This window comes from Clostridium sp. JNZ X4-2 (genome assembly GCF_054889485.1).
The window spans coordinates 2,997,814-3,021,438 of the sequence record NZ_CM142685.1 but is presented as its reverse complement, the minus strand read 5'-3'; the positions used below and the strand labels follow the sequence as shown (position 1 = coordinate 3,021,438).

22 protein-coding genes and 1 pseudogene are annotated in these 23,625 nt (G+C 29.3%); 6 read left to right on the top strand and 17 right to left on the bottom strand.

Annotated features, from left to right (window positions below):
* The first annotated feature begins 262 nt into the window (after nt 1-262).
* The 5 genes from ACYUJ6_RS14560 to ACYUJ6_RS14540 all read left to right on the top strand — a co-directional run bounded on the left by ACYUJ6_RS14560 (nt 263) and on the right by ACYUJ6_RS14540 (nt 9,556).
* The gene (locus ACYUJ6_RS14560) at nt 263-4,726 is read left to right on the top strand and encodes a DUF4011 domain-containing protein (RefSeq protein WP_461843425.1); all 4,464 of its coding nucleotides are present in this window, start codon (nt 263-265) and stop codon (nt 4,724-4,726) included.
* Between the two features lie 112 nt (nt 4,727-4,838).
* Nucleotides 4,839-6,230: a transposase gene (locus ACYUJ6_RS14555; protein ID WP_461843424.1), complete on the top strand. Its 1,392-nt coding sequence runs from the start codon at nt 4,839-4,841 to the stop codon at nt 6,228-6,230.
* A 43-nt stretch (nt 6,231-6,273) separates the two neighbouring features.
* Entirely contained in the window at nt 6,274-8,292 is a 2,019-nt protein-coding gene (locus ACYUJ6_RS14550; protein ID WP_461843423.1) for an AAA domain-containing protein, read from the top strand.
* 44 nt (nt 8,293-8,336) lie between these two features.
* Entirely contained in the window at nt 8,337-9,056 is a 720-nt protein-coding gene (locus ACYUJ6_RS14545) for a hypothetical protein (RefSeq protein ID WP_461843422.1), read from the top strand.
* Nucleotides 9,057-9,058: 2 nt separating this feature from the next.
* Nucleotides 9,059-9,556, top strand: coding sequence for a hypothetical protein (locus ACYUJ6_RS14540; protein ID WP_461843421.1), 498 nt, complete (start codon nt 9,059-9,061; stop codon nt 9,554-9,556).
* Between the two features lie 359 nt (nt 9,557-9,915).
* Here ACYUJ6_RS14540 and ACYUJ6_RS14535 read toward each other — a convergent pair.
* From ACYUJ6_RS14535 to ACYUJ6_RS14520, 4 genes and pseudogenes are all read right to left on the bottom strand, one after another.
* Nucleotides 9,916-10,173, bottom strand: a pseudogene (locus ACYUJ6_RS14535) (integrase core domain-containing protein); the annotation flags it as partial.
* Between the two features lie 94 nt (nt 10,174-10,267).
* A complete protein-coding gene (locus tag ACYUJ6_RS14530) occupies nt 10,268-10,702 on the bottom strand; it encodes a group II intron maturase-specific domain-containing protein (RefSeq protein WP_461843420.1) in 435 nt (144 codons plus the stop codon).
* A gap of 57 nt (nt 10,703-10,759) precedes the next feature.
* Nucleotides 10,760-11,596: a transposase gene (locus ACYUJ6_RS14525; protein ID WP_461843419.1), complete on the bottom strand. Its 837-nt coding sequence runs from the start codon at nt 11,594-11,596 to the stop codon at nt 10,760-10,762.
* Nucleotides 11,571-12,431: a transposase gene (locus ACYUJ6_RS14520; RefSeq protein WP_461843418.1), complete on the bottom strand. Its 861-nt coding sequence runs from the start codon at nt 12,429-12,431 to the stop codon at nt 11,571-11,573. Before ACYUJ6_RS14520 ends, ACYUJ6_RS14525 begins: the two co-directional genes overlap by 26 nt.
* Nucleotides 12,432-13,042: 611 nt before the next feature.
* Here ACYUJ6_RS14520 and ACYUJ6_RS14515 point away from each other — a divergent pair.
* Entirely contained in the window at nt 13,043-13,519 is a 477-nt protein-coding gene (locus tag ACYUJ6_RS14515) for a transposase (protein ID WP_461843417.1), read from the top strand.
* Nucleotides 13,520-13,550: 31 nt separating this feature from the next.
* On the opposite strand, the gene ACYUJ6_RS14510 is transcribed toward ACYUJ6_RS14515, so the two are convergent.
* The 13 genes from ACYUJ6_RS14510 to ACYUJ6_RS14450 all read right to left on the bottom strand — a co-directional run bounded on the left by ACYUJ6_RS14510 (nt 13,551) and on the right by ACYUJ6_RS14450 (nt 23,479).
* The gene (locus ACYUJ6_RS14510; protein WP_461843416.1) at nt 13,551-14,930 is read right to left on the bottom strand and encodes a S8 family peptidase; all 1,380 of its coding nucleotides are present in this window, start codon (nt 14,928-14,930) and stop codon (nt 13,551-13,553) included.
* A 31-nt stretch (nt 14,931-14,961) separates the two neighbouring features.
* Entirely contained in the window at nt 14,962-15,861 is a 900-nt protein-coding gene (locus ACYUJ6_RS14505) for a M28 family peptidase (RefSeq protein WP_461843415.1), read from the bottom strand.
* 82 nt (nt 15,862-15,943) lie between these two features.
* Nucleotides 15,944-16,306: an SH3 domain-containing protein gene (locus tag ACYUJ6_RS14500; protein ID WP_461843414.1), complete on the bottom strand. Its 363-nt coding sequence runs from the start codon at nt 16,304-16,306 to the stop codon at nt 15,944-15,946.
* Nucleotides 16,307-16,327: 21 nt separating this feature from the next.
* Nucleotides 16,328-16,714, bottom strand: coding sequence for an SH3 domain-containing protein (locus ACYUJ6_RS14495; RefSeq protein ID WP_461843413.1), 387 nt, complete (start codon nt 16,712-16,714; stop codon nt 16,328-16,330).
* A gap of 151 nt (nt 16,715-16,865) precedes the next feature.
* On the bottom strand, nt 16,866-16,997 hold the full coding sequence (locus ACYUJ6_RS14490; protein ID WP_461843412.1) for a cyclic lactone autoinducer peptide: 132 nt from the start codon (nt 16,995-16,997) through the stop codon (nt 16,866-16,868).
* A complete protein-coding gene (locus ACYUJ6_RS14485; RefSeq protein ID WP_461843411.1) occupies nt 16,984-17,577 on the bottom strand; it encodes an accessory gene regulator B family protein in 594 nt (197 codons plus the stop codon). Before ACYUJ6_RS14485 ends, ACYUJ6_RS14490 begins: the two co-directional genes overlap by 14 nt.
* Before the next feature lie 119 nt (nt 17,578-17,696).
* Nucleotides 17,697-17,843 (bottom strand): hypothetical protein, encoded by a 147-nt coding sequence (locus ACYUJ6_RS14480; protein ID WP_461843410.1) that lies wholly within the window; start codon nt 17,841-17,843, stop codon nt 17,697-17,699.
* Nucleotides 17,840-18,064, bottom strand: a complete 225-nt coding sequence (locus ACYUJ6_RS14475) for a hypothetical protein (RefSeq protein WP_461843409.1) — start codon at nt 18,062-18,064, stop codon at nt 17,840-17,842. Before ACYUJ6_RS14475 ends, ACYUJ6_RS14480 begins: the two co-directional genes overlap by 4 nt.
* Before the next feature lie 20 nt (nt 18,065-18,084).
* A complete protein-coding gene (locus tag ACYUJ6_RS14470; protein ID WP_461843408.1) occupies nt 18,085-19,440 on the bottom strand; it encodes a sensor histidine kinase in 1,356 nt (451 codons plus the stop codon).
* Nucleotides 19,441-20,166: a LytR/AlgR family response regulator transcription factor gene (locus tag ACYUJ6_RS14465; RefSeq protein WP_461843407.1), complete on the bottom strand. Its 726-nt coding sequence runs from the start codon at nt 20,164-20,166 to the stop codon at nt 19,441-19,443.
* A 390-nt stretch (nt 20,167-20,556) separates the two neighbouring features.
* Entirely contained in the window at nt 20,557-22,047 is a 1,491-nt protein-coding gene (gene ltrA, locus ACYUJ6_RS14460) for a group II intron reverse transcriptase/maturase (protein WP_461843406.1), read from the bottom strand.
* A 515-nt stretch (nt 22,048-22,562) separates the two neighbouring features.
* Nucleotides 22,563-23,198, bottom strand: coding sequence for an IS3 family transposase (locus ACYUJ6_RS14455; RefSeq protein ID WP_461843405.1), 636 nt, complete (start codon nt 23,196-23,198; stop codon nt 22,563-22,565).
* On the bottom strand, nt 23,195-23,479 hold the full coding sequence (locus ACYUJ6_RS14450) for a transposase (protein WP_461843404.1): 285 nt from the start codon (nt 23,477-23,479) through the stop codon (nt 23,195-23,197). The genes ACYUJ6_RS14455 and ACYUJ6_RS14450 overlap by 4 nt, the downstream gene beginning before the upstream one ends.
* Nucleotides 23,480-23,625 lie beyond the last annotated feature (146 nt).

The following is a 23,625-nucleotide window of genomic DNA, read 5'->3' as shown; positions in this document are numbered from 1 at the left end:
TTTTTTTACAGGCTAAAAATTGTTTTAATTACTGGTTTATTTTAATTTGCATTGTATTGATATTAATTTGTTTAAGAAAGTAATTATTTGTTAAAATATAAATTTGTTTACTTTTACTTAACACTAACTATCCAAAACCTTGAATTGATTTATGAGAAGGTCTAAAATATTATTATGGAAAATGTTGTAGAAAGTTAATGTAAAAGATGAATAATTTTTAAATAAATTATTATACTATAGACCGATATGAGAGGTAAAAGCTATGGGAGATATTGATACTCGAATAGATAAATGGAAAAGTAAATTATTGGATTTAGGCAAGAGAAATAGATTGATTAATTATAAAGATACTAAACGTTCTAACATAAAGATAATAGAACCTAACATTTCTGAATTATTTGAAATGTTAGTAAAAGAAGAAAAAAGTTTAAAATTTTCACGCCCACTTTATGAAGAATTTCTTAATGAAGAAGATGAAGATAAACAAATTAGGATAATTGAAGGTGATTTGAAAACTAATAGCACTATAAAAGATCAACAAAAAACACTTAGAAATCTACGAAATAAGTCTAAGACTGCAAAAGAAGAACAAGGAGTAAATATTTTGTATATTTCTTTTGGATTCTTAAAATGGAAAGAAAGCCAAAATTCAGAACAGATATTAGTATCACCTATTGTTCTTGTTCCTGTAGCACTTACCTTAGAATCAATTACATCACCTTATGCTTTAAGTTTATATGAAGATGAAGTTGTTGTAAATCCAACATTGGCGTATAAATTAGAAAATGATTTTGGGATTGTGTTACCAGAATTTGATAGTCATGAAGATAATATAAATGAGTATCTTTCTGATGTAAATTCAATAGTTTTAAAAAATAATTGGAAAGTATCCTTTGAAACAGGATTAAGCTTACTATCTTTTTTGAAAATAAATATGTATAAAGATTTAGATAAAAATAAAGAAAGAATAAGATCACATCCTATTATAAAGGCGTTATCGGGTGATTTGTCAGAAATAACTACATTACCAGAAGAGTATAATAACTATGATCATGACAAAAATACAAGACCAATTGATACATTTCAAGTAGTTGATGCTGATTCAAGTCAACAGGATGCAATTCTTTTTTCAAAGAAAGGCATCAGTTTTGTGTTACAGGGACCACCAGGGACAGGTAAAAGTCAAACCATAACTAACATTATTGCAGAAGCACTTGCTGATGGAAAAAAGGTTTTGTTTGTTTCTGAGAAAATGGCTGCCCTTGAGGTAGTTTATAAAAGGTTAAAGCAGGCTGGGTTAGATGATTTTTGCTTAAACTTGCATAGTTATAAAGCAAATAAAAAAGAAGTCTTACAACAACTTGCTAAAACACTTAATATAAATAAAATTAAACTTCAAAAAGATGTTTTATACAATCTTGAAGTTTTAAATCGTGAAAGAGCTAAATTAAATGAATATGATGAACAGTTACATAGTATATGTAGGCCACTTAATGTGTCAATATATGATGTTAATGGTAAATTAGCAAAACTCCAGGATATACCGGATGTTGTTTTCTCTATTGAAAATGTAAAAGATACTTCTTCTGAAAAATTGAGAAAATATAAGTATTTACTTGAACAATTTTCAGGTATAATCGGTGAAATGAGCGAAGATTATAGAACAAATCCTTGGCGTGGTTGCAATGTTTCAATAGTGACACATGAATTAAGACATGATATTGAAACATATTTAAGAAAACTTTGTTTTCAATTAAAAGATATTGATGCAGATTTTAATTGTATAAAAAAAGAGTTAAACATAAATAAGGAAGCATCTGTTAATGGAATATCGAAATTAATAAGTATATTAGATGTGGCATCTAAATCATCGAAAATTTCTATAGAATGGATTTTGGAAGATGATGTTGGAATTTTAATTGAAAAAGCTGAAAATTATAAGAGACTACTTTCAGAATATAATAATTTATTAGTACAGGTTTTGGAGCAATATGACAAGGATTTCTGTAATTTGCCTGCAAGCGATATAAAGGAGAATATTATAAGTAGCCAAGTTGCCCTTAAACAAATATTAAATTTAACAAATTTCGATGGTGAAGAGAGAATAACAAGATCTTCACATAGCCTCTATATTGAAGCTAGTCAAATGTTGTTAAAAATTAAATCGGCATATGATAGTTGTCAAGAAATTTGTGACAATCTGGATGTTAAAGTAAGTCTTACTATGAAAAATTTAGGCCAACTTCATAATTTACTTGATGCTATCGTTAAAAATCCTAAACCAACGGAAATGTGGTTTGATTTAAGAAATGATAGTATAATGAGGCAACTATTTTCAGATGGAAGAAATAGATGTAAGATAATATCAGAAAAAACAGCAATGATATTAAGCAAGTATGAAAATGGAATATTAGACATAGATTATGAATCTATGCTTAAAAGGTTCACGGTGGAATACACCGAGATTTATAAATTAATTAATGAATGTTATACAAAAGAGCAATTAAATTTAAAAAATGATGATGGAGTAATAACTTACAGGATTTTTAATGAATTTTATGATGATGTAATTGAAACTTTGAAAAGTTTGTTGCCTATAATTACTGATGCATATATTTCTGGTAACAAATTAGTCGAAATGTTATCCTTAAATGCAATTGAAACAGTTAATTCATTTATTTCTTTAAATGAAATTGTGAAGCTTATATTATCAAATCCTAAACCTACAGAAATGTGGTTCGATTCCTCAAAAACTAATGCTATTTTACAACTTATTTCAGAGGTTAAGGGAAAATATGTACAAATGGATGAAGAAATTAAAACAATAACTGCTAAATATGAAAATGAAATCTTTAATTTAGATTATTCAGGTATGCTAATTAGATTTAAAACTGAATATACATCCTTTTTAAAAGTATTTAAAGGAAATTATAAAGATGATAAAAATACAATTAGAGCGTTAATGATTATTCCAAACAAAAAAATTGATGATGCAGAGATTATTGACTTATTAAGCAGACTAAAAAGAATAGATGAGAAGAAAAAATGGTTGAAAGATAATGAGGAACTTATTAAATCAATGTTTGGAAACCATTATTTAGGGCGACTTACAGATTGGGAACTATTAGAAAAGGATCTTAAAAACTTTCAAAAAATATGCCACTATTTTCCGTATAATTCCATTCCAAATAAATTAAAACAAGTTATGTTATCATTATTAGATAAATATGATAGTATCGAAAAGAACTATAATGTTGTTAATAAAATTATAGAATATAATGTTAATAGTAAGTTGCATAAGATTTTTAGCAATTCTATTGAAACAATTGAAGTTGAAACTTTACAACAAAATATTATAAAAATTATACAAACTTCTGATGATTTGAAAAAAGATTTTGCAACGATTAAGTCATTAAATAAAACGGAAAATACGTCTTTAGAAGAAAATCAAAATAATATTATTTGTATTCTTAATGAATTAAAAAATATAGATGTGGCTAGATGTTGGATTATAGAGAATGAAAAATCATTAAAAACATTTTTGGGAACATATTATTTTAAGGAAAAAACTAATTGGGAAGATGTTCAAAAGGCAATTGATAATTTTATGATAATACGTTCATATTTTGGAGATAATCCTATTCCACAAAAAATAAGGGAATTATTATTATCTGGTAAGTTAGAAAAAGAATATATCATTAAAACAATTAATAGTATTAATTCAATAACAAATGATGATTTTAAGATTCAGGTAAATAAGATATTTAACTTTGATAATATTGAGACAACTGAATTAGGACAAATAATTGATCGTTTTAGTAATATCGTATTACTTTTGAGATTATTATATAAAAGTTTTGATGAATTAAATCAATTTGCCAATAAGGAAATATCTTATACAAATACCATGAATAATTTGAATAAACTTATTAAAATACAGGAAATTAAAAAAAATGTTGTTTTAAATTATAGAACGCTTGAAGTTAACTACGATCGCTTTTTCAATGGTATTGAGACTGATTGGGACAAGGTTATATCTATACTTGGATGGACAAATGAGTTTAAGACTTTATGTAAAAAATATGAACTATCAAATGCATTTATAGAAAAGATCTGTAATTGTGATAGTTCTATAATTTATGCTAAAGATGCGTTTAAAAATATAAGTGGTAAATACCAAAGAATGCAAGATAATTTGAATTGGTTTATAAATTTATTCGATGAAAAGGAAGAATTGTTAAATATAAATTTATTAAAATTATTAACGAGAACTGAGAATTGCTTAAACAATATAGCACAACTTGAAGAATGGATTGACTTTAGAAGTATCCGTAAACTTTGTAATGAAGAGGGCCTATCTGACTTTATTGATAAAATTCAATTGATGAAAGTACATAATACGCTTATAGTACCAATATTTTTTAAAAGATTTTATAGGTTATGGCTTGATTCTATATTGCCAGATTATCCTGCTATTAATAATTTTAGAAGAAGAAATCAAGAAGAAAGAATAAATAACTTTAAAAAATTAGATTTATTACAGTTATCTATTGCACGTTCTAGAATAAGAGAAAAATTAATTTCTAAATTACCTGATGTTAATGATGTAGCATCTTCATTTGGAGAAGTATCTATATTAAAACATGAACTAAACAAAAAAAGAAAAATTATGCCACTGCGTAAATTATTTATGGCAATACCTAATTTATTAATCTTCAATAAGTAATATGAAAATATTTAAAAATAAGTGATATAATATTTGCTTAAAAAAAAAGATTTTAAAACTCTTTATAGAATTATAATATCTGAAGTAATAATAATTAAAGGAGATATTTTACATGTTACAATTAAGCAAAAATGATAAAAGCAAAGTATTAGGAGCCATAAAATCAGGAAACATCGATGCTGCTGATGTAAATTTTCCTAACCTTATAGATACAATAATTCTAAAAATGAAAAATATTGGACTTATAAGCAAGTTAGCTGAAAGCTTTAAAGATAAAAGAAAGCAAAATAAACATATTCCTTTTGATATACTTATTGCATTAGCAATTACAGCCAAGATGAAACTTAAAACTAGCTTGACTGATGTTGCTTTTGCTGTAACTGATTGTGAATTATTATCAGAGCTTGGATGGAATATGTGGGATACAGATAGAAATCTTGAAGAAGGTTTATTTGCCGAAGGCGTTATGAGAAACTTAATTGACAAATATGGATCTACCGAAAAAAATGAATTCATAAAATCCTATAATCACTACACTCAAAATGTTGTACTTCCATCTCTTAATATATCTCCCTCAATACATATTCTTGATTGTACTAAAATAAAGGTAAACTTAGATAATGCAAATTATGAAAATTCAGAAGTTATAAAAATTGATGGAGAATCTGTACGTGGTTACAAACTTGGAACTTTGCGGGGACTCATGGATGATTCAGGCATTATTGAAGAAATAGTTTTTGACTCTATTAAACCTCATGATTTAGAGCTTTGTAGATATATGCTTTTAAACAGTAAATGTTTAAAGAAGGGTGATATTCTCATAAATGACAGGGGATTTATTTCACGTGATGTTATAAATTCGTTAAAACTCGAAAAAGGTGTAGATACATATATACCTGCAAAAAAGAGCATGACAATATACGAAGAAGCTGTAAAAATAGCTGTCCTCGAAAACAAATGGCAGAAACATCCTAATAAAAAACGAAAAACTCAAGAAATACACCTGGTTAAACACTTAGGCTTGATGTGGCAAAGTGATAAATCCAGCAGTGATGTTGATTTATGTGCCTGTGTTGTGCATGATAAAAAAGATGATGAATATTACGTGTTTTTAACTACAGACACAAATAAAACTGCAAAACAAATAATAAATATTTATGAATTAAGGCCAGAAATAGAGGAAGATTATAGGCAAATAAAGGACTTTTGGAAATTAGAAGACTTTAAGAGTACAAAATACAATTTTATAACTTTTCATATAGTCATGACACTTATTGGCTATATGTATTTTCAAGTGTTTAAAAATATGCAGGAGGGAAGTAAGTATTCAGGCAAGTCCCTCCCAGTAGCTATTAAGAACTATAAAGAAGATAAGCAAAAATCCGTTATAATATATTCTGGTCAATATTTTGGTGTATTTTCCTTTATTGAATTTATTCAGTTGTATGCTGGTTGTTCCGCAGAAGTAAGGAAACTTCTTGATCCAACCTTGGCTCTAGTATAGCAGGGTTGGAGGGCTACACCCAAATTACGAATTGAAGTTATTAATGTCTCTTAAACCATGTTTGATGATGTCGCCATTATCTGTAAGCTTATTTTTACAAGGAGATTCTTATAATTTTGATATTGTAATTTTTGATGAGGCTTCTCAAGTTTGTACTGAAGATGCAATTGGAGCAATTATAAGGGGAAAGCAGGTAGTAATTGCGGGTGATAGTAAACAGCTTCCACCGACAAACTTTTTTTCTTCAATAACCTCAGATAGTGATTTTGATTCCTTTGAGGATGAAGATGAATCTTATGAAGATATTGATGGATATGAATCAATCTTAGATGAAGCAGTTACTGTACTTCCAGAACGTTCTCTGAAATGGCATTATAGAAGTAGACATGAACACTTAATAGCTTTTTCAAATGCTAAAATTTATAATAATAACCTTATTACGTTTCCATCATCTGTAGATAAAATGCCTGATAATGGTGTTGAATATGTTTATGTTGAAAATGGAGTATATGATAGGGGAGGAAAAAAGAATAATATTATTGAAGCAAAAAAGGTAGCAGAATTGGTATTTAAACATATTAAAAATCACCCTAACCGTTCATTAGGAGTTGTTACCTTTAGTGAATCACAACAGCAAGCTGTAGAAACAATTATTAGACAAATGAGAATAAATAATCAGGAATACGAAAATTTTTTTAATGAAGAAAAAGAGGAAGCTTTTTTTGTTAAAAATCTTGAAAATGTACAGGGTGATGAAAGAGATACAATTATTTTTAGTATTGGATATGCTAAAGATTCAAATGGATTAATGTATATGAATTTTGGACCACTTAGTAAAAGTGGTGGCTATAGAAGATTAAATGTTGCCATAACGAGAGCCAAATATAATATCAAGCTTGTAGGTTCAATAAGACCAACAGATATTAATATAGATAAAACTAATTCTAAAGGAGTAAAAATGCTGAGATCATATATTGAATTTGCAATAAATGGTATGAAAGCTTTGGAGCAGGAAAACATTTGTCCTAATTCAGTTGAAGTAGAGTCTCCTTTTGAAGAGGCTGTTTATGATTTTCTTGTAGAAAAAGGATTTTTGGTTAGTACACAGGTTGGGTGTTCTGAGTATCGTATAGATATTGCTATAAGGCATCCCCAATTAGCAGGAAGATTTGTATTGGGTATTGAATGCGATGGTGCTACATATCATTCTGCAAGAACTGCAAGAGAACGAGATAGACTACGTCAAAGTATATTAGAAGATATGGGTTGGAAAATTTATAGAATATGGTCAACTGACTGGATAAAAGATCCAGTTACGGAAGGTGCTAAGTTAGTTGAAATTGTAAATAAAGCTATCTTAGAATACGAGGATGATGATAGTGATTATTTTAATAAAAACAATGAAGAAAATGTTCAATGTAATATAGAAAATGAATTTGTAGAAATCGAAGAGGAAAAAGATGAAAAGGAAATATCTAATGAAGAAAAAAATATTTATGGATTTAATTGGTATGAAGAAGCAGATATTTATAGTGTAAACAAACAGGGAAGTAAGAGTGACTATCTTGCAAATGTAATAAAATTTGTTATTGAAACTGAACAACCAATACATTTTGAACAACTTTGTAAAAGATTAGCTCCTTTGTTTGGTAACCAAAAGGCAACAATTAAGGTTAGAAATTCAGCTAAAAATATAATTAATTTAAAGTTAAAAAATGAAGTTTATATAAAAAATAAATTTTGTTTTCTGAATAGTGATAAACCTATAAATGTTAGAATCCCAAAATCCAATAAAAATTGCCGACAAATTAACTTTATATCAATTGAAGAATTGTCTAGAGCAATGTATGTTATAGCAAGTAAAGGGTTTGGAATTACGCAAAACGACTTATTTGTAATAACTGCAAGAACTTTTGGATTTCAAAGAATTGGTGATAATATAACACAGGCTATGAAAAATGCATTTAAATATCTTATTGACATAAAAAAGGTTATTATAATAAATGGAAAAGTTGTTTGTGATAGTAGTTATGGAATAAAGCAGGAGAAAAAAAGCATATAGGTAAGTATGAAAAATAATGTTAAATTGTAAATGGAGTGTATTATATGGAGCTTAAAGAAATTTTAAATATTATAAAAGATGATTTTCCAGATAAATCAATAGATATTTCTGAAAGTTTAGGACTTTTAATGGATACAATTGATGACATTATGAATAGGATAAATGATAAAATGGGACAGGCTTATTTAAATAGAGATTTTTTAACTGCTGAAAAATATGTTACTCTCGGTAAATTAATTAACTTTTATGAAAATAAAGTTGATGAAGTAATTAATTTTACAAGAATAGAAGAAAATAAAGCCAATAAAGAAGATGAATCTGAAAATGATAATATTAAATCTTTACCTAATTATGAAGAATACCTTGTTGACAATAAAGTAGAGCATACCTTATATGAAAATTTTACTCATATAAGGCCATTTGGATTTAGAATTGATGGGGAAGAACTTATTGAAGTTAAAACTTGGCAGGAAGTATTTTTAAAAACATGTGAATTACTTCTTTATAAAGATGAAAAAAAATTTCTGCAATTTGAAAATAAACCTAATATGAATGGTAAGAAAAATAAATATTTTTCAGTTAGTGTTAAAGGAATGCGAAAGCCGGAAATGATTTCAAACAAAATATATGTAGAGACTAATATGAGCAGTAATTCAATAAGAAATATTATAGTTAAAATGCTTAGAGAATATGATATTAAGGTAAATGATTTTAAACTTTATTTTAGAGCTGATTACACAAATATAAATAAAGAAAGTTTATGATAATGGAAGTGATTTTAATGGCAATTAAGGAATTTGAGTATTATCATGGCGCAGTTTTAACAAAGCTTTTGAGAAAAGATATTCCTATGACTTTAACTCTTATAGAAACAGATAAGAATCAATCCTGGTCAGCGTATAAAATCTCAAGTAATAAAAATGACTATATATTTTATGTAAAATATTGCTTATCCCCACAAGTTACTAAAAAACACGTTAGATGGACTTTCAGGTTTACAAATGAACATTTAAATGAATTAAAGAAATTTTTATCAAATAATTTATGGCTGGCATTAGTATGTGCGCAAAAGGATTGTAAAACCAAACCAATGGAATTATGTTTATTAAATAAAAAGGAGATATTACAAGGAATTGATATTGATTCAATTAATCAACAAACTTTTACTGTTTATTCTGAATCCCGAAAAGAGTTAAAGGTGTGTGGTACAATGAATGAGAAAAAGTTTACAGTTGAAAGAGATAGAATAAAATGTATTGTATAAAAGTATAAGGTAGGTTTGTGGATATAAGAAGTGAGTAAAGGGCAATACTTATATAATAAGTAAATTATAGTAATAAAGTTTTATATTAATCTTGCCACTTTAAGAAACATCTGCATATATACTATGTGGAGGTGTTATTAATGAATAAAAATTTAAGATGTAAAGTGCACCCCTTTGTCAAGACAATTTTTTAGTAGATTTATAGTTAGGTTGATAAACAGTATCATAATGCTTTCCCTTAAATACACTTCACCTGTTGATGAAAATTATGTCAAGGACATGCCATCGCAGATGGTGCGTCAGCATCCTTGACGTAATTTCCATCTGCAGGTATAATTTTTCTCAGGAAAGCAAATAAATCATTTGTTGTATATTTCAGCGGGAGTCTTATAGCCAAGACTTTGATGCGGCCTTTTATAATTATAATATTTCAAGTAGCCGTTGATTCCAATGCGTGCCTCCCGTGGATTCTGGTAATCCTGCAGATAAATATTTTCATATTTAACACTGCGCCACAATCTTTCAATAAAAATATTGTCATAGGCACGCCCTCGATGGTCCATGCTGATCCTGGGACCTGATTCAAGAAACAAATTTGTGTATTTGGGGCTTGTAAAATCGATTAAGAAAAAGGGATTACTCCCTTTCCCTCATCTAAGAACCGTACGTGAGAGTTTCCCGCTCATACGGCTCAAGCATTTCTTCACCTTTTCAGGCGGCAACAAGTGTATGCAGTTTTATCTTTCTTTTATCAAAATAGTCCTTGTCTAAGAAAGGTGTTTTTGTAATCTGCAATTTTGGATGTCTGATGATTTTAATCCGTCTCAAATTAATTAGACTGTATTCATCCGTCTTGAAAAGCCATCTTTTCCAACTTTTTTCATGCCAGTATTTATTTAATCTCCACCATTTGTTCTTATTGGGGTGTCTATGCTTTGCCCATTGCTGTAGTAAATGATAAAGGGTGTTGTTAATATTTGAGAAGGCTTTACTAGCAACCACATGTTTGTGGTAATTTGTCCAACCTCTTATGACTTGATTAAGCCTTCTTATTAAGTCAGATTGGGTGCTAGCTTTGCCCTCCTTAAGGATTATTGTTGAGCATCTCCTAATTATGTTTTTAATAGAACTTTTAGAAGGTTTCACTATTAATTTCCCTCTGTATGAGTATTTCGCTTCAATAGGTTCATCCGCAATTATCCGTTATATATTGGATTTTGCCAACATCATCTTTGCCTTGAGTAAGGAGATATTGCAACGTCCATACATCGTACGTTTTATCATTTTAAGTTTACTATTAGTTCCTTCAACAAAACCATTGCTAAAATCATACGCTACTGCATTTTCAACTGCATCACAATCCCTATTTAATCCGTTAGCAAAAGACTTAATTTCGCTTACTTCACTGTCCTTATATTTTTCAATGAATAAATATAGCCACGGAATACTCTTAAGTTCAAAGGTTTTACGGAATTCTCTGATACATTTATGTACATAGTGCAGTATTGGATATTTGTCCAATATGTACTTATAGTGGCTGTCAGCCAATTTATTGTTCATCCAAAGATGGTTGAATACACCATTTCTTGTAATATAATCACAATCTCTTCCTTTAGAACCTGTTTTATATTTTAGAGCTTCCGTCTTTGTTCTCACATATGGTTGTGGCTCAAAGTTTTTACCGGATTCCTGTTCCATTTTTTTAAGATAATCAAATGCATTTGTCATACCACCATCATAACCTTGTTCATATATTGATTTTATAGTTTTACTCTTGCTATAACCATTATTAAGACATTGTACAATATAGTCACGATAAACATCTAACTTGCTTTGGCGGATTCCATATTGATAAAGTAGCTTAGGATCTCCAGTTCTATATTTACTTACTGTATTTCTGCCAACACCTAATCGCCGTGCTATTTCACGGCCACTACAACCTTCCTGACTGAATTTTTGTATCTGAAGAATAAGTTGATAACGTTTGTTATGAAAAGAGTGAAAGTTATCCACATCAGATATGGTTTTTTTTACTGTCATCCGTAATTTCTTCCCGTAAACCTGTGGATACAGTTTCATTTTCATGCGGAATGGCAATAGTGGCAGGCACTTCTCGATTAAGGGTTTTTTTGATTGCTTCCAGAAGATTTTGATGTAAATGAAATCTATCTGCAACCTGCATTATATCCGGAAGTTCTTCGGCGATGACCTTTGCATACGCACTAGCCCTATCCCTTGTAATCGTCTTAATTTTTTTATTGTTTTTCAGCCATTGCCGTAAGCTTTTTCCATCCCTGCCATCCAGTATGTCAATGAGCCGATGACTTTTTTCGTCAACTATAATTGTCCCGTATGTATGTCTCTTCTTGAATGCAAAATCATCTATACCAATTACAGATCCGTATTCAAATTTAGGCTGCTGCTCATAACGATTTATTAGAAGACGAATGATGGTATCTCCACTGATATCAATACCTATTAACTTACATATGCGAGAAGCCCCTTCACAACTTGTCTCCAGTGCTAATGTGCAAATAAAATCTTCCAGCCGCTCTGTTTTCCGGCTGTATGGATTAAGAAATCCATGATACGTTTCAGCGATAGTGACCACATCACAGTCTTCATTATCGCAGCAATAATCATGAGATGTAATCTCCAATAAAACACCCTTCCCAAGTATAGGAAGATCCTGGACTTTCCTTATATACGTTCCATGATAATGATTTGATATTGTATGACATCTAGGACATTCACAGCTGTTAGCTTTGGATTTCAACTTGATGAGAATTTCATTATCATTGTTTTCTATATCAGTTACGATAAACGAATCTTTAGGGAAAAATGAGCTTATTTCAAGAGCATTTATGGCAAGCATTAACATACACCACTTTCAAATTTGATATGTCTATTATATCACTTTCTTTTATGAAGAAATACAGAAAAACGGAATTTTACGGATGAACCTATTTATTCGAAATACTCAACAACTGCTCCGAAACTGATATTGACACCAGAATTAGTTAATTCATTTGCTTCAAAACGTAATAATGAAAAAACCAGGACAACTCATATACGTCAGTCACATATACGTCAGTTGGCGTTATTCCTAAATTTACGTGGCATTCCTGCTTATGTATATCCTAAGGAACTGGTTAAAACACCAAAAGATTTTGTACCATATGTCTTTACTAAGGATGAAATATTTTCCTGCAAGACATGATGAAAGATATTCACCATGTACGTTAGGGAAAATCTATTGAAGAAATAGTTAGAATAACTGGACATACGAGACAAACTGTCAGGAATTATCTTTCTGATGGTTGTTCTACAATAAATGGACACTATGATAATAAACGTCCAGGAAAACTTGCTCCGTATGAAACTGAAATTATAAAGCTTCGATCTCAAGGAGTTACATATGCAAAAATTACTGAGATAATAAGAAAAAAAGGATATTGTGGTACGGTCGATGCATTACGTGTTTTTATGCAGAAGGAAAGAGAACACCATAAAAATGCCGTAGTAGGTCAAGAAACTAAGGCTAAAGAATATATTGCTAGAAAATGGATGGTACGTTTAATATATAAAGAACTTAAAAATGTGAATGGAATTACCCTTGAACAATATGATGCTGTAATAAAGAAATATCCAATCTTAGGAGAAATTTATAAAATGATTCAACAATTCCATTCAATATTATTTTCTAAAAATGCAAATGGATTAGATAAATGGATGAATAAAACTGAGATACTGAAAATTACAGAAATAAACAGTTTTATTCAAGGAATGAAAAAAGATATAACTGCAGTAAAAAACAGTATCTTATATTCATACAATAATGGAATTGCTGAAGGTAGTGTCAATAAACTGAAAGTAGTAAAACGCATAATGTATGGACATAATAGTTTTTTATTGCTAAAATCTAAGATATTGAGGTTAGAATTATTAAGGCTAATCAACTAAAGTTGGAAAGAACCTACTTGACGCTTACGTTTCATTTATCAATCAATACATTATATGCATTAACTAAACCATGTCCAAAGTATTCGCTAGAATTCTTAGAATTTAACTTTTCTGCAGACTTATAAAGCTTTTTAGCGACTTCTTTAGGTGTAAGATCTCCATATTTACATATAACCAGTGCTGCAGCGGCAGAAACTTTAGGAGCCGCCATTGACGTTCCTTGTCTAAAATCATAACCATTTTCATATGTACTGTAACACATATCAGATATATCGGATATAAAATCTCCACCTGGAGCTGTCACATCAATAAACTTAGCTCCGTAATTGGAATAAGAAGCAATTTTATCAGTTGGTCCGGTAGAAGAAACACTTATTACCCCTTTAATAGTTCCAGGTAATTCATATGCTAATCCTTCGTATTTAAATCCTTGTTCTCTATATTGCTCATTAAGATAATTTGTTACACTAATTTTATCAGAGCAGTCTAAAGAATCATTACCAGCAGCAGTAACTACAGTAACTCCCTGCTTAATTGCATATTTAATAGCACGCTTGTATAATGAATACTCAGCCATATCATCACCTAATTTATATGTTTTACCCGTAGAATCAGTCCAAAAACATTTCCCTTTTAAATCATATCCTGAAATACTTAAATTAATAACTTTAATTCCATCCTTAGCAGCTTTAAGTATGGCCGAAGTAACTATTGAAGCATTAGTATCCTGTTTTGAGTTAAAAATGCGGTAAGATTTAAAGCCTATATTAGGTGCAACACCTAATATTCTACCATTGCCTGCAATTGTACCTGCAATATGTGTACCATGTCCGAATCTATCATCTATATCACTAGGATTACCTGTTTCACCTAAATCATTTTCAAAATTGGGGGGAACAAAATTTTCACCACCTAAAAAATTTCGTTTTAAATTAGGATGATTTTTATTAACTCCTGAATCTATAATTCCGACAACTACATTATGATTACCAGGTTCTAGATTAAAACTTTTACCATCATTAGTTACTCTTTTAATATCCCACTGATATTTGTTATATAAATCAGCTTGCCTTGTATTATTGTCTAGCGAAGGCATATTAATTGTAGTAACTTTTTCTTGAGATAATTTAATCTTATGATTAGGAGCTAAAGATTTAACATTTGAATATTTAATAACCTTAGGTATTAGATCACTATTACATTTAACTTCTATAGCTCCAAGTTCATTAAATTTTGAAATGATTTTTCCCCCAGAATTAACTATAAAATTCTCTACATTATTGTCAATATCATTATTAAATACTATTATTAAATCAATATCAGATGATGTTGATTTAGCACTTACATTTATATTAATTGATAGCAAAATTAATAAACCAATAATGAAAGAATATATTTTATATTTTTTCACAATAATTTCCCCTTATAAATTATTTTAAGACCTAATCAGACAATGAATTTATAATGGTATCTGCAACTAATTTAAGCTTTGATTCATCTATAAGTGAAATTGTATCCTGTAGACCATTTATTTTTAAATTTTTGTCATAAGTCTGTCCTATACACAACGATGGAATTCCATTATCATTAAAAATAACATAATCACTAAATTCACGATCTGTTTTCTTTACATTCATATCTTTAGGTTTTCTTTTTAATAACGTAACGGCAAAATTTTTCTTTCCACTTATGGTAAATATATATGGTTTACTAGCACCTCTTTGTGCTATTGAATCTATATTTATAACTGCTTTTATATTTTTTTTATCATTAGAAGATAAATTTTTTACATAATGGTTTGAACCTACTCCCCCCAATTCTTCACCACCAAAAAAAATGAACCTTAATTCATAATTACTTGATACATTTTTTAATAATCTAGCCGTCTCCATAACCACCGAGACCCCTGAAGCATTGTCATTTGCTCCTACAGAATTTTTAGCACAATCATAGTGTGCACAAATGATTACAATCCCTTTATTATAATTTGCTTTACTTTTCTTAATTGCGATTAAATTTTGACTACTATTCAATTGCAATTTATTATCTGATGTACGATCATATAAAGAAAATGTTTGTGTCTGTGTTTTGTATCCATAGGACTGAATTCTATTTTTTATGTATTCATAAGCTTTTTTTTCATTGTATGAAGCAAATGATCTATTACTAGAAGTCAATGACTTAATAGTATTCATCATCAACTGTCGATTTGATTCTTTTGTTACATTATTAGCCACTGCCGGTTGGTTTTTATTATTAAAATATAGACCAGTACACCCTGAGAAAGCACAACAGCTTATCAGTACAAATATTAATGTCAATTTTATGTATTTATTCTTCATCTTTCTTACTCCTCACTATGATAAAGTTATCTTAAAGTAAAATATATAAAATTTTATTTTGCTTTAAGATAACTAATTATTCTTAGAAACTTACATATTGATCATAAATCCATCCCTGAATTGCACCATTTGATGAGTAATAAACAACATGACACCACTTTCCTGAATACCCTTCTAACCAAACTATATCTCCTTTATTAAGTTGCCTTAAAATAGTACTACTTGTATTAGGCTGACTCCTTAAATTTACAGCGTTACCAGTTACTACTCCTTTGTCCATATAAGCAGGTTTTACATTTAATTCTTGGTTAGTATTTACTGTTGTTACAGAACTATTAGATATGTTACTATTTGTATTTATTGAAGCTGCACTTACCGAGAAAGGTATTAATAAACTTGTCCCTACTACTAATGCTCCGAAACGTGTCTTTAATGATTTTTTCATAAGAATTCCTCCTATCATATTTTACCTATTTATATATTTTCCATATACATAACCATAAATCCAACCACTTGATGACTTATAAGCTACATGATACCAGCCATTTGACTCGTAATTAAGAAAAGTAAGCTGTGTCCCCTTATTAAATTGTCTTAAGATAGTACTACTTGTATTAGGCTGACTTCTAAAATTAACTGCATTTGCATTTACTACTACAGGCTCTCCCCAAGCAGGTTTTACATTTGACTTTAAATCACTAGATTTTTGAGTAGTATTTATTGAAGGTTCCGTTATTGAACTGCTGGAAATATTGTCATTTCCAGTAATTGAAGCTGCACTTACTGAAAAAGGTATCAACAGACTTGTACCAATTACTAATGCTCTGAAGCATGTTTTTAATAATTTTTCCATAAAAATCCCTCCTAATATTACTATAGTTAATCATTGTATTATAATTAATTAGCTTACATTTTTAGAAGATATTTTATAATATTTAGCTAAAAAATATCTTTCTTGATTTCTACAATTAAATATTGTATCTCTGCCATCAAGACTTATTAATTTATTTTTTAGGTCTCTTAGGTTGATGATAGATTCCTGAACAAAATGGCGGCCATTCATCTGAATTCTTTTGCACCTCAATTCTTGTAATACGTTCAACTATTTTTAATAAATTTTTGTTAATTTTCTTCATTTCCTTTCACCTCTTGATTTAATATTTTTGCTATTAAAAGTAAAATTGCACATAATATAATAGAAATTAACATATAGCTTACAATAATTAGATTTACGCCAGTAAAAATCGCAAAATATATTATTCCAATTTCCAGTATAAGAATAAGCCTTGCTGCTTTCTTAGATTCCTGTAATTCATAAGAATTCATATTCATATTAGGATGATTTACTGTTCCTATGATCCATATAATAGGAATTGATGCTAAAAGAAAAACATCCAAAATACGAAAATTTCTTAGTAGGAAAGCATCTGCAAATATAATTAACACATAAGTACCAACTGTTCCAAAATAGCATTGTAAAAATACGTTAGCGTGATAGCCGCCTGTCCTCTTTCGTAATGAAAGAAAAAATATAAGAAAAATCAAAGTATGTATAAACAAGTCTAAACATATGCTAATTATTATAATAGTTCCCAAAGTTAAAAACTTTTCTATCATACAAGTAAAAGCATAAATATAATCCTCTTCTTTTTTTACATCAATTATTTGTTCATCTGACATTAGTTTTACTAGATCGTTTACAATTTTTTCAATCATAAATTTACTCCTTCTTAAAATCTAGTATAATCTTTAATTTTTAATAAACAATATCTATTGCAGAAAATAGACTTTTATTGCAGAAAATAAAAAACAGCAATTTATATACTATAACTTGCTCAGATTATATACAAATACATTCTTCTTTTCCAAAGTCTATTTTCCAATTTCCTTAAATTCATGCATGCAAAAATAAGCGTGACCTTCATATTAATTTTAGCCATGGTTCTTAAATGTGTGAATCTAAATCCATGGTTTTTCTTCACATCTGCAAATACGCGTTCAATTGTTTCTTTTCTTCTTCTATATACACTTTATTGTAAACATAATAAAACCCTGCACTGTCATAAATATCTTTAAGTATAACTTCAAAACCTAAAATAAAATTGAAATTATAATATGACATGTGTTCCAAATAAACAGAACATTTTTTCTTTTTAACTTTTATAGAACATTCAGCTTTCTTTGTCAGTAATGATTTAAACAATTTCCCCATTCTCTATTTTTTTAATTTTTTAAGGTCTGTTTACTATATTCTTTTCTATCTATACCAATCTCTTCATCTTTAGAAATAAAGATTGAAAAATAGAACTCATTTTTATTATTTTGAATAACATAAGATCCGCCATATTTTTGTATTGTATTCACTATATTACTTATTCCAATGCCATGTTCTTTCTTATTTTCTTTGGAAGTCAATATTTTTCCATTACTATACAATATATTATTACTATATGTATTTTTTATTGATATAATAATAGCACCATCTTCATTTACAAATTTTAATTTTAGTACTTTTCTATCCGAACATTTTTCACATGCTTCAATTGCATTATCTAATAAATTAGATAGTATCACAATGATATCTTCATCACTTATTTTTATTCTAGACAAGTCATTAACCTTAAGTACAAAAATAATGTTTTTATTTATTGCCTCTTGATATTTTGTATTTAAAATAGCATTAATAATAACATTATTTGTATTAATTGCGTCTAATTCTTTATTTAAATTATCACTTATATTTTTTATATATTCTTCTAATTCTTTATAATCTTTTTCCTTTATTAAAAAGTTAATACATAGTATCTGATTTTTATATTCATGTGTTTTTTCTCTTTGTTTATCGAAATTCTCCGAAATAGAGAGGTACATATTTGTTTGACTTTTCACTTGCATTTTAAAAATCTTATTTTTGTGAATTTCCATTTCACGTTCTAAAATATCATTAATTAAATAAAATACTATTATATTCATTCCAGCTAGTCCAAATGCTATGATAAAATAAACATTTGCCTGCTTTTTACTTGTAATATAATTTGACATTGAAAGCATTGCTACTATCGCACATATTGTAAATACAGAGAAAAATATAAATTTTATCCATTCTGTGTCTTTCAAAAACTCCAGATACTTATTACCTATATTTTTTTTTATTATCATCACAATAAAAAAAAGCAATGCTTTTCCAAAAATAATAATTAAGGAGCTTTCAAAAATGTATGATTTGTCCGCAGCTTTTTCACTTAAAAAAAGTAGAGTGTTTATTGAAAATGCGAAATAATCTACCACAAGTAGCAATCCCTGAAATAATATGGATAATACAATCGACTTTCTAATATTAATATCCAAATATAAATACATCAATATTGCACTAATAATAATAATAACCATTTGCTTGACTACAAAAAAATCCGAAAGAAATAATGCGCTAAAATATACAGTTAACATCAACATTGCTATTATTCCATAATTTCTATAAATGTTTTTTTCAGAGCGCCTTTTCCCAAAGGCTTCAAAAAATATCTTACAACAAAAAATTTCTAACATAACAATCAAAAAGCTCTGTAAATAAATGAACATCTATATTTCTCCTATGTATGCAATAAATTTATTTTTCACATCTTTGTACCGTAATTGTGATATCCCCAGCTTTATACCATTACTTAATGTAGTCTCATACCTAGAAATACTTTTTATATATTTTTTATTAACTAAGAAACTCTGATGTATTCTAATAAATCCATTATCATTTAATTCTTCTTCTATTTTATTTAAAGTTTCATATAGTGTATATATTCTTGTTTTATCTTGCATAATATGAAATTCCAACTTATGCAATTTACTTTCAATATATATCATTCTATCCAATCGAACTTTCTTAATCCCTTCATTGAATTTGAATATCTTTTTCACAATAGTATAATTCATTTTCTCAATAATTGCATCAATACATTCATAAACCGTTTCTTCAAAATTTTTATTACCCTTTAATAAATATCGTACTGCATCCACTTTATAACCCTCAAGAGTATAATTAATATATGCTGTTACAAATACAATAAATACTTCCTTACTAAATTTTCTGATTTTTTTAGCAGTCATTATACCATCAATCTCATTCATATTTATATCCAAAAAAATAATAGTATATTTAACTATTTCAATTCCTAATTCTATAAATTCTTTTCCTGATTTAAAAGTATCTATTTCATACTGTATTTCATGTTTATTTAGATATTTACATAAAACACCTTTCAAAGAACTTAGAAAATATTTCTCATCATCACATATAGCTATTCTAAACATATAATCATCCTCCTAATCTCTAGTTTATTTATGCTTAATTATTAATACTTTCACTAAAATCAAGCAAAATCTTCATTAAATTGATTGTGTCAATTTACTATAGATTAAAAACAACAACTAAAGTGCTCTTCTTTGTCAAGACAATTTTTTAATAAATTTATAATTAGATCAATATACAATATCTTATATTTAAGATTGAGCCACAATCTTTAAATAAAAATATTGTCTTAGTCACATCAACATCGGTTCGTATTGATTTTGGAATCTAACTCAAGAAACAAATCTATATATTTAGGGTTTGTAAAATCGATTAAGAAAAAGGGATTGCTCCCTTTCCCTCATCTAAGAACCGTACGTGAGAGTTTCCCGCTCATACGGCTCAAGCATTTCTTAACCCTTTCGGGCGGCAACAAGTGTATGCAGTTTTATCTTTCTTTTATCAAAATAGTCCTTGTCTAAGAAAGGTGTTTTTTTAATCTGCAATTTTGGATGTCTGACGATTTTAATCCGTCTCAAATTAATTAGACTGTACTCATCTGTCTTGAAAAGCCATCTTTTCCAGCCTCTTTCATGCCAGTATTTATTTAATCTCCACCATTTGTTCTTATTGGGGTGTCTATGCTTTGCCCATTGCTGTAGTAAATGATAAAGGGTGTTGTTAATATTTGAGAAGGCTTTACTAGCAACCACATGTTTGTGGTAATTTGTCCAACCTCTTATGACTTGATTAAGCCTTCTTATTAAGTCAGATTGGGTGCTAGCTTTGCCCTCCTTAAGGATTATTGTTGAGCATCTCCTAATTATGTTTTTAATAGAACTTTTAGAAGGTTTCACTATTAATTTCCCTCTGTATTTCTTAAATGTCCATCCAAGAAAGTCAAACCCTTTATCGATATGTGTAATTGCAGTCTTTTCTTCTGATAGTGCTAGACCTCTTGATTGGAGGAATTGACTAACCGTAGTTTTAAGCTCTTCAGCAATTTCTTTTGAGTTTGCAGTAATAATAAAGTCATCAGCATACCGAATCAAGTTAACTTTAGTTTTGGCTCTGTAATGATTTTCTATTTTACCTTTTGAATTTCTATGATATTTATCTTGAATCACTTTTTCGAGTCCATCTAATGTCATATTTGCATATATACTTGAGATTGCACCACCTTGTGGCGAGCCTGTTTCCGTTGGAAACAGCTTTTCTTTGTATACATATCCTGATTTTAGAAACTGTTTCATAATTCTTTTATCCATGGGGATATTGTTTTGTAACCATTCATGGTTGATATTATCAAAACAACCTTTAATATCACCTTCCAGTATCCATGTTGGAGAACATTTTCTAGCTAATACACAAAATATCTGCTCACAAGCATCTTTTGCACTTCGTCCACGGCGGAATCCAAAGGAAATGGAATCACCTTTTGTTTCTGCGATTGGCTCAAGCGCTAATGCATATAGTGTTTGCATTGTTCTATCATACATTGTTGGTATACCTAATGGACGTTTCTGCTTCTTACCTTTCTTTTCGATATATACTCGTTTTAAAGGTTTTGCTTTATAGTTTTTGTCAGTAAGTGAAAGCACAGCTTTCATCTTCGAGACAGAGGTTGACCACAGTTTTTTATCTATTCCTGATGTATTTTTACCTTTATTGGTAGTTACTTTCTTTACTGCATAAGCTTTTGCTGAAAAAGAGTGTGTTAATAAATATTGTAATCTTTTAGCCTTGTTTTTATTATTTTTCACTGTTGCCTTAGCGATTCGGGATTGCAGCTTATTAACCTCATTTTGTACTTGTATCCAATCAATAGAATTCCATTGTTTTGCAAGTCTTTTTGTGTCTTTTAGTCTCTCGGTTTTGTCCGTCATTGAATTACTAAAATTCATAAGTTTACTATCCTTTCCTGCCAAGAAATACCGTTGGATAAGTCAGCACCTTTTCAAGTCTGGGCAAAGTTTGAACCCTTATCTTCTTTCATTACAAAAGTAGCATTCGCTTTTTATCCATTTCTTCTGCCCTCTATGCCATTTCTTTTCCTTGCGGTTGGATACCTCTCTATCATGAGGAGCATATAGGGTTTACCAAGTTCCGTATAATACATAATTGTGAAAGCCTTAGGAGCCACCTTTAAACCGGGAGTTCTTTATCCATTCGCATTGGTTTACCATAGCACCTTTGCTTGACTCCTTACCTTTTGGTCGAAGCGTTTCAGCCTATTTCGCTTTCTCCAGCGTAACGATTCCTACAGTGATTCATTTTATGTTCTCCATAACTTTCTTACTCTAGCAGTCATCCCAGATTTAGGCTTCTCGGACTTCCACATTGTCTTGTGAGCTTTCTAACCTAGACGTTACCATCTACGCTAGTCACAATAGAGTTACCCCGAATGGATGGGGTAGCCTTACGGCAATATATCGCACCTGGCTCCCCCTGTCACTGTGTATGATAACTGGATTAACAAGCCTTCTGTTTTTTTAGCTTTATTAATTGTGTCAATAACACAGGAAACCTCCAGACTTTCCGAAAGCATCCAGGCTATGATTTTTCGAGAGAATAAATCCATTATACTTGTAAGGTATACAAAACCTGCATCAGTCCAGAGATATGTAATATCTGTGCACCATACTACGTTTGGTGCATCAGGATTAAATTGTTCATCTAAAATATTTTTAAGTTCCCTGCTGAAATCAGAATCCTTTGTAGTAACAGTATATGGTTTTACATATTGAGCTTTGATTTCAAGTTCTTTCATGTACTTTCCAACAGTGCGCTCCGATATTTTTTCACCAGTTTTTTGTATTTCTTTTGTAATTTTAGGAGCACCATAATTTTGATGTGACTTATCGTAAATCTTCTTAATTTTTTCCTTTACAAGCTGTTTTCTCTTTTGTTGATTGGAAGGCAGGCGATGCAGCCATGAATTATACCCTGAACGTGAAACGCCTAATATACCGAGCATTCCGCTGGCAGAAACCCGGCGTTTACCCTTAAGATCTTCACATTTATTTTGGACCTCAAGATAGATTGTTTCTGTCACTTTCCCAGAATGCCTATAGCTTTTTTTAATACATCAAGAGCATCCTTTGTATCACGAAGTTCACGTTTTAATCCTGCAATTTCCTTTTGTTCATCACTAGAATAATTACCAGAACCATGAACCTGAATGCCATTTTCATTTTTAGAATCCCTGATCCACTTTGATAAGGTACTGGTACCTATGTCAAGGTTTTGGGCACAGCCTTTTACTCCAAGTTCTTTATGATCCATATAATATTTTACAGCATTTTCTTTAAACTGTTTGTCATGTTGTTTCATCATGATTAAGTTCCCCCATCTCTTATATTAATTTTAATTCTTATTGGGAACTTTCTCAATTTCTCTTGTACTATTTTTATTCTAGCACTAAATAGATATATAAATAGTATAGACAATAGCGAAATGAGATTAATATTAAGTTTAAGGTA

What these genes read in the sequence shown, in the direction of transcription:
- ACYUJ6_RS14560 (WP_461843425.1), top strand. Translation starts at nt 263, where the DNA reads ATGGGAGATATTGATACTCGAATAGATAAATGGAAAAGTAAATTATTG.
- ACYUJ6_RS14555 (WP_461843424.1), top strand. Translation starts at nt 4,839, where the DNA reads ATGTTACAATTAAGCAAAAATGATAAAAGCAAAGTATTAGGAGCCATA.
- ACYUJ6_RS14550 (WP_461843423.1), top strand. Translation starts at nt 6,274, where the DNA reads ATGTCTCTTAAACCATGTTTGATGATGTCGCCATTATCTGTAAGCTTA.
- ACYUJ6_RS14545 (WP_461843422.1), top strand. Translation starts at nt 8,337, where the DNA reads ATGGAGCTTAAAGAAATTTTAAATATTATAAAAGATGATTTTCCAGAT.
- ACYUJ6_RS14540 (WP_461843421.1), top strand. Translation starts at nt 9,059, where the DNA reads ATGGAAGTGATTTTAATGGCAATTAAGGAATTTGAGTATTATCATGGC.
- ACYUJ6_RS14525 (WP_461843419.1), bottom strand. Translation starts at nt 11,596, where the DNA reads ATGACAGTAAAAAAAACCATATCTGATGTGGATAACTTTCACTCTTTT.
- ACYUJ6_RS14520 (WP_461843418.1), bottom strand. Translation starts at nt 12,431, where the DNA reads ATGCTTGCCATAAATGCTCTTGAAATAAGCTCATTTTTCCCTAAAGAT.
- ACYUJ6_RS14515 (WP_461843417.1), top strand. Translation starts at nt 13,043, where the DNA reads ATGCAGAAGGAAAGAGAACACCATAAAAATGCCGTAGTAGGTCAAGAA.
- ACYUJ6_RS14505 (WP_461843415.1), bottom strand. Translation starts at nt 15,861, where the DNA reads ATGAAGAATAAATACATAAAATTGACATTAATATTTGTACTGATAAGC.
- ACYUJ6_RS14500 (WP_461843414.1), bottom strand. Translation starts at nt 16,306, where the DNA reads ATGAAAAAATCATTAAAGACACGTTTCGGAGCATTAGTAGTAGGGACA.
- ACYUJ6_RS14495 (WP_461843413.1), bottom strand. Translation starts at nt 16,714, where the DNA reads ATGGAAAAATTATTAAAAACATGCTTCAGAGCATTAGTAATTGGTACA.
- ACYUJ6_RS14490 (WP_461843412.1), bottom strand. Translation starts at nt 16,997, where the DNA reads ATGAAGAAAATTAACAAAAATTTATTAAAAATAGTTGAACGTATTACA.
- ACYUJ6_RS14485 (WP_461843411.1), bottom strand. Translation starts at nt 17,577, where the DNA reads ATGATTGAAAAAATTGTAAACGATCTAGTAAAACTAATGTCAGATGAA.
- ACYUJ6_RS14470 (WP_461843408.1), bottom strand. Translation starts at nt 19,440, where the DNA reads ATGTTCATTTATTTACAGAGCTTTTTGATTGTTATGTTAGAAATTTTT.
- ACYUJ6_RS14465 (WP_461843407.1), bottom strand. Translation starts at nt 20,166, where the DNA reads ATGTTTAGAATAGCTATATGTGATGATGAGAAATATTTTCTAAGTTCT.
- ltrA (WP_461843406.1), bottom strand. Translation starts at nt 22,047, where the DNA reads ATGAATTTTAGTAATTCAATGACGGACAAAACCGAGAGACTAAAAGAC.
- ACYUJ6_RS14450 (WP_461843404.1), bottom strand. Translation starts at nt 23,479, where the DNA reads ATGATGAAACAACATGACAAACAGTTTAAAGAAAATGCTGTAAAATAT.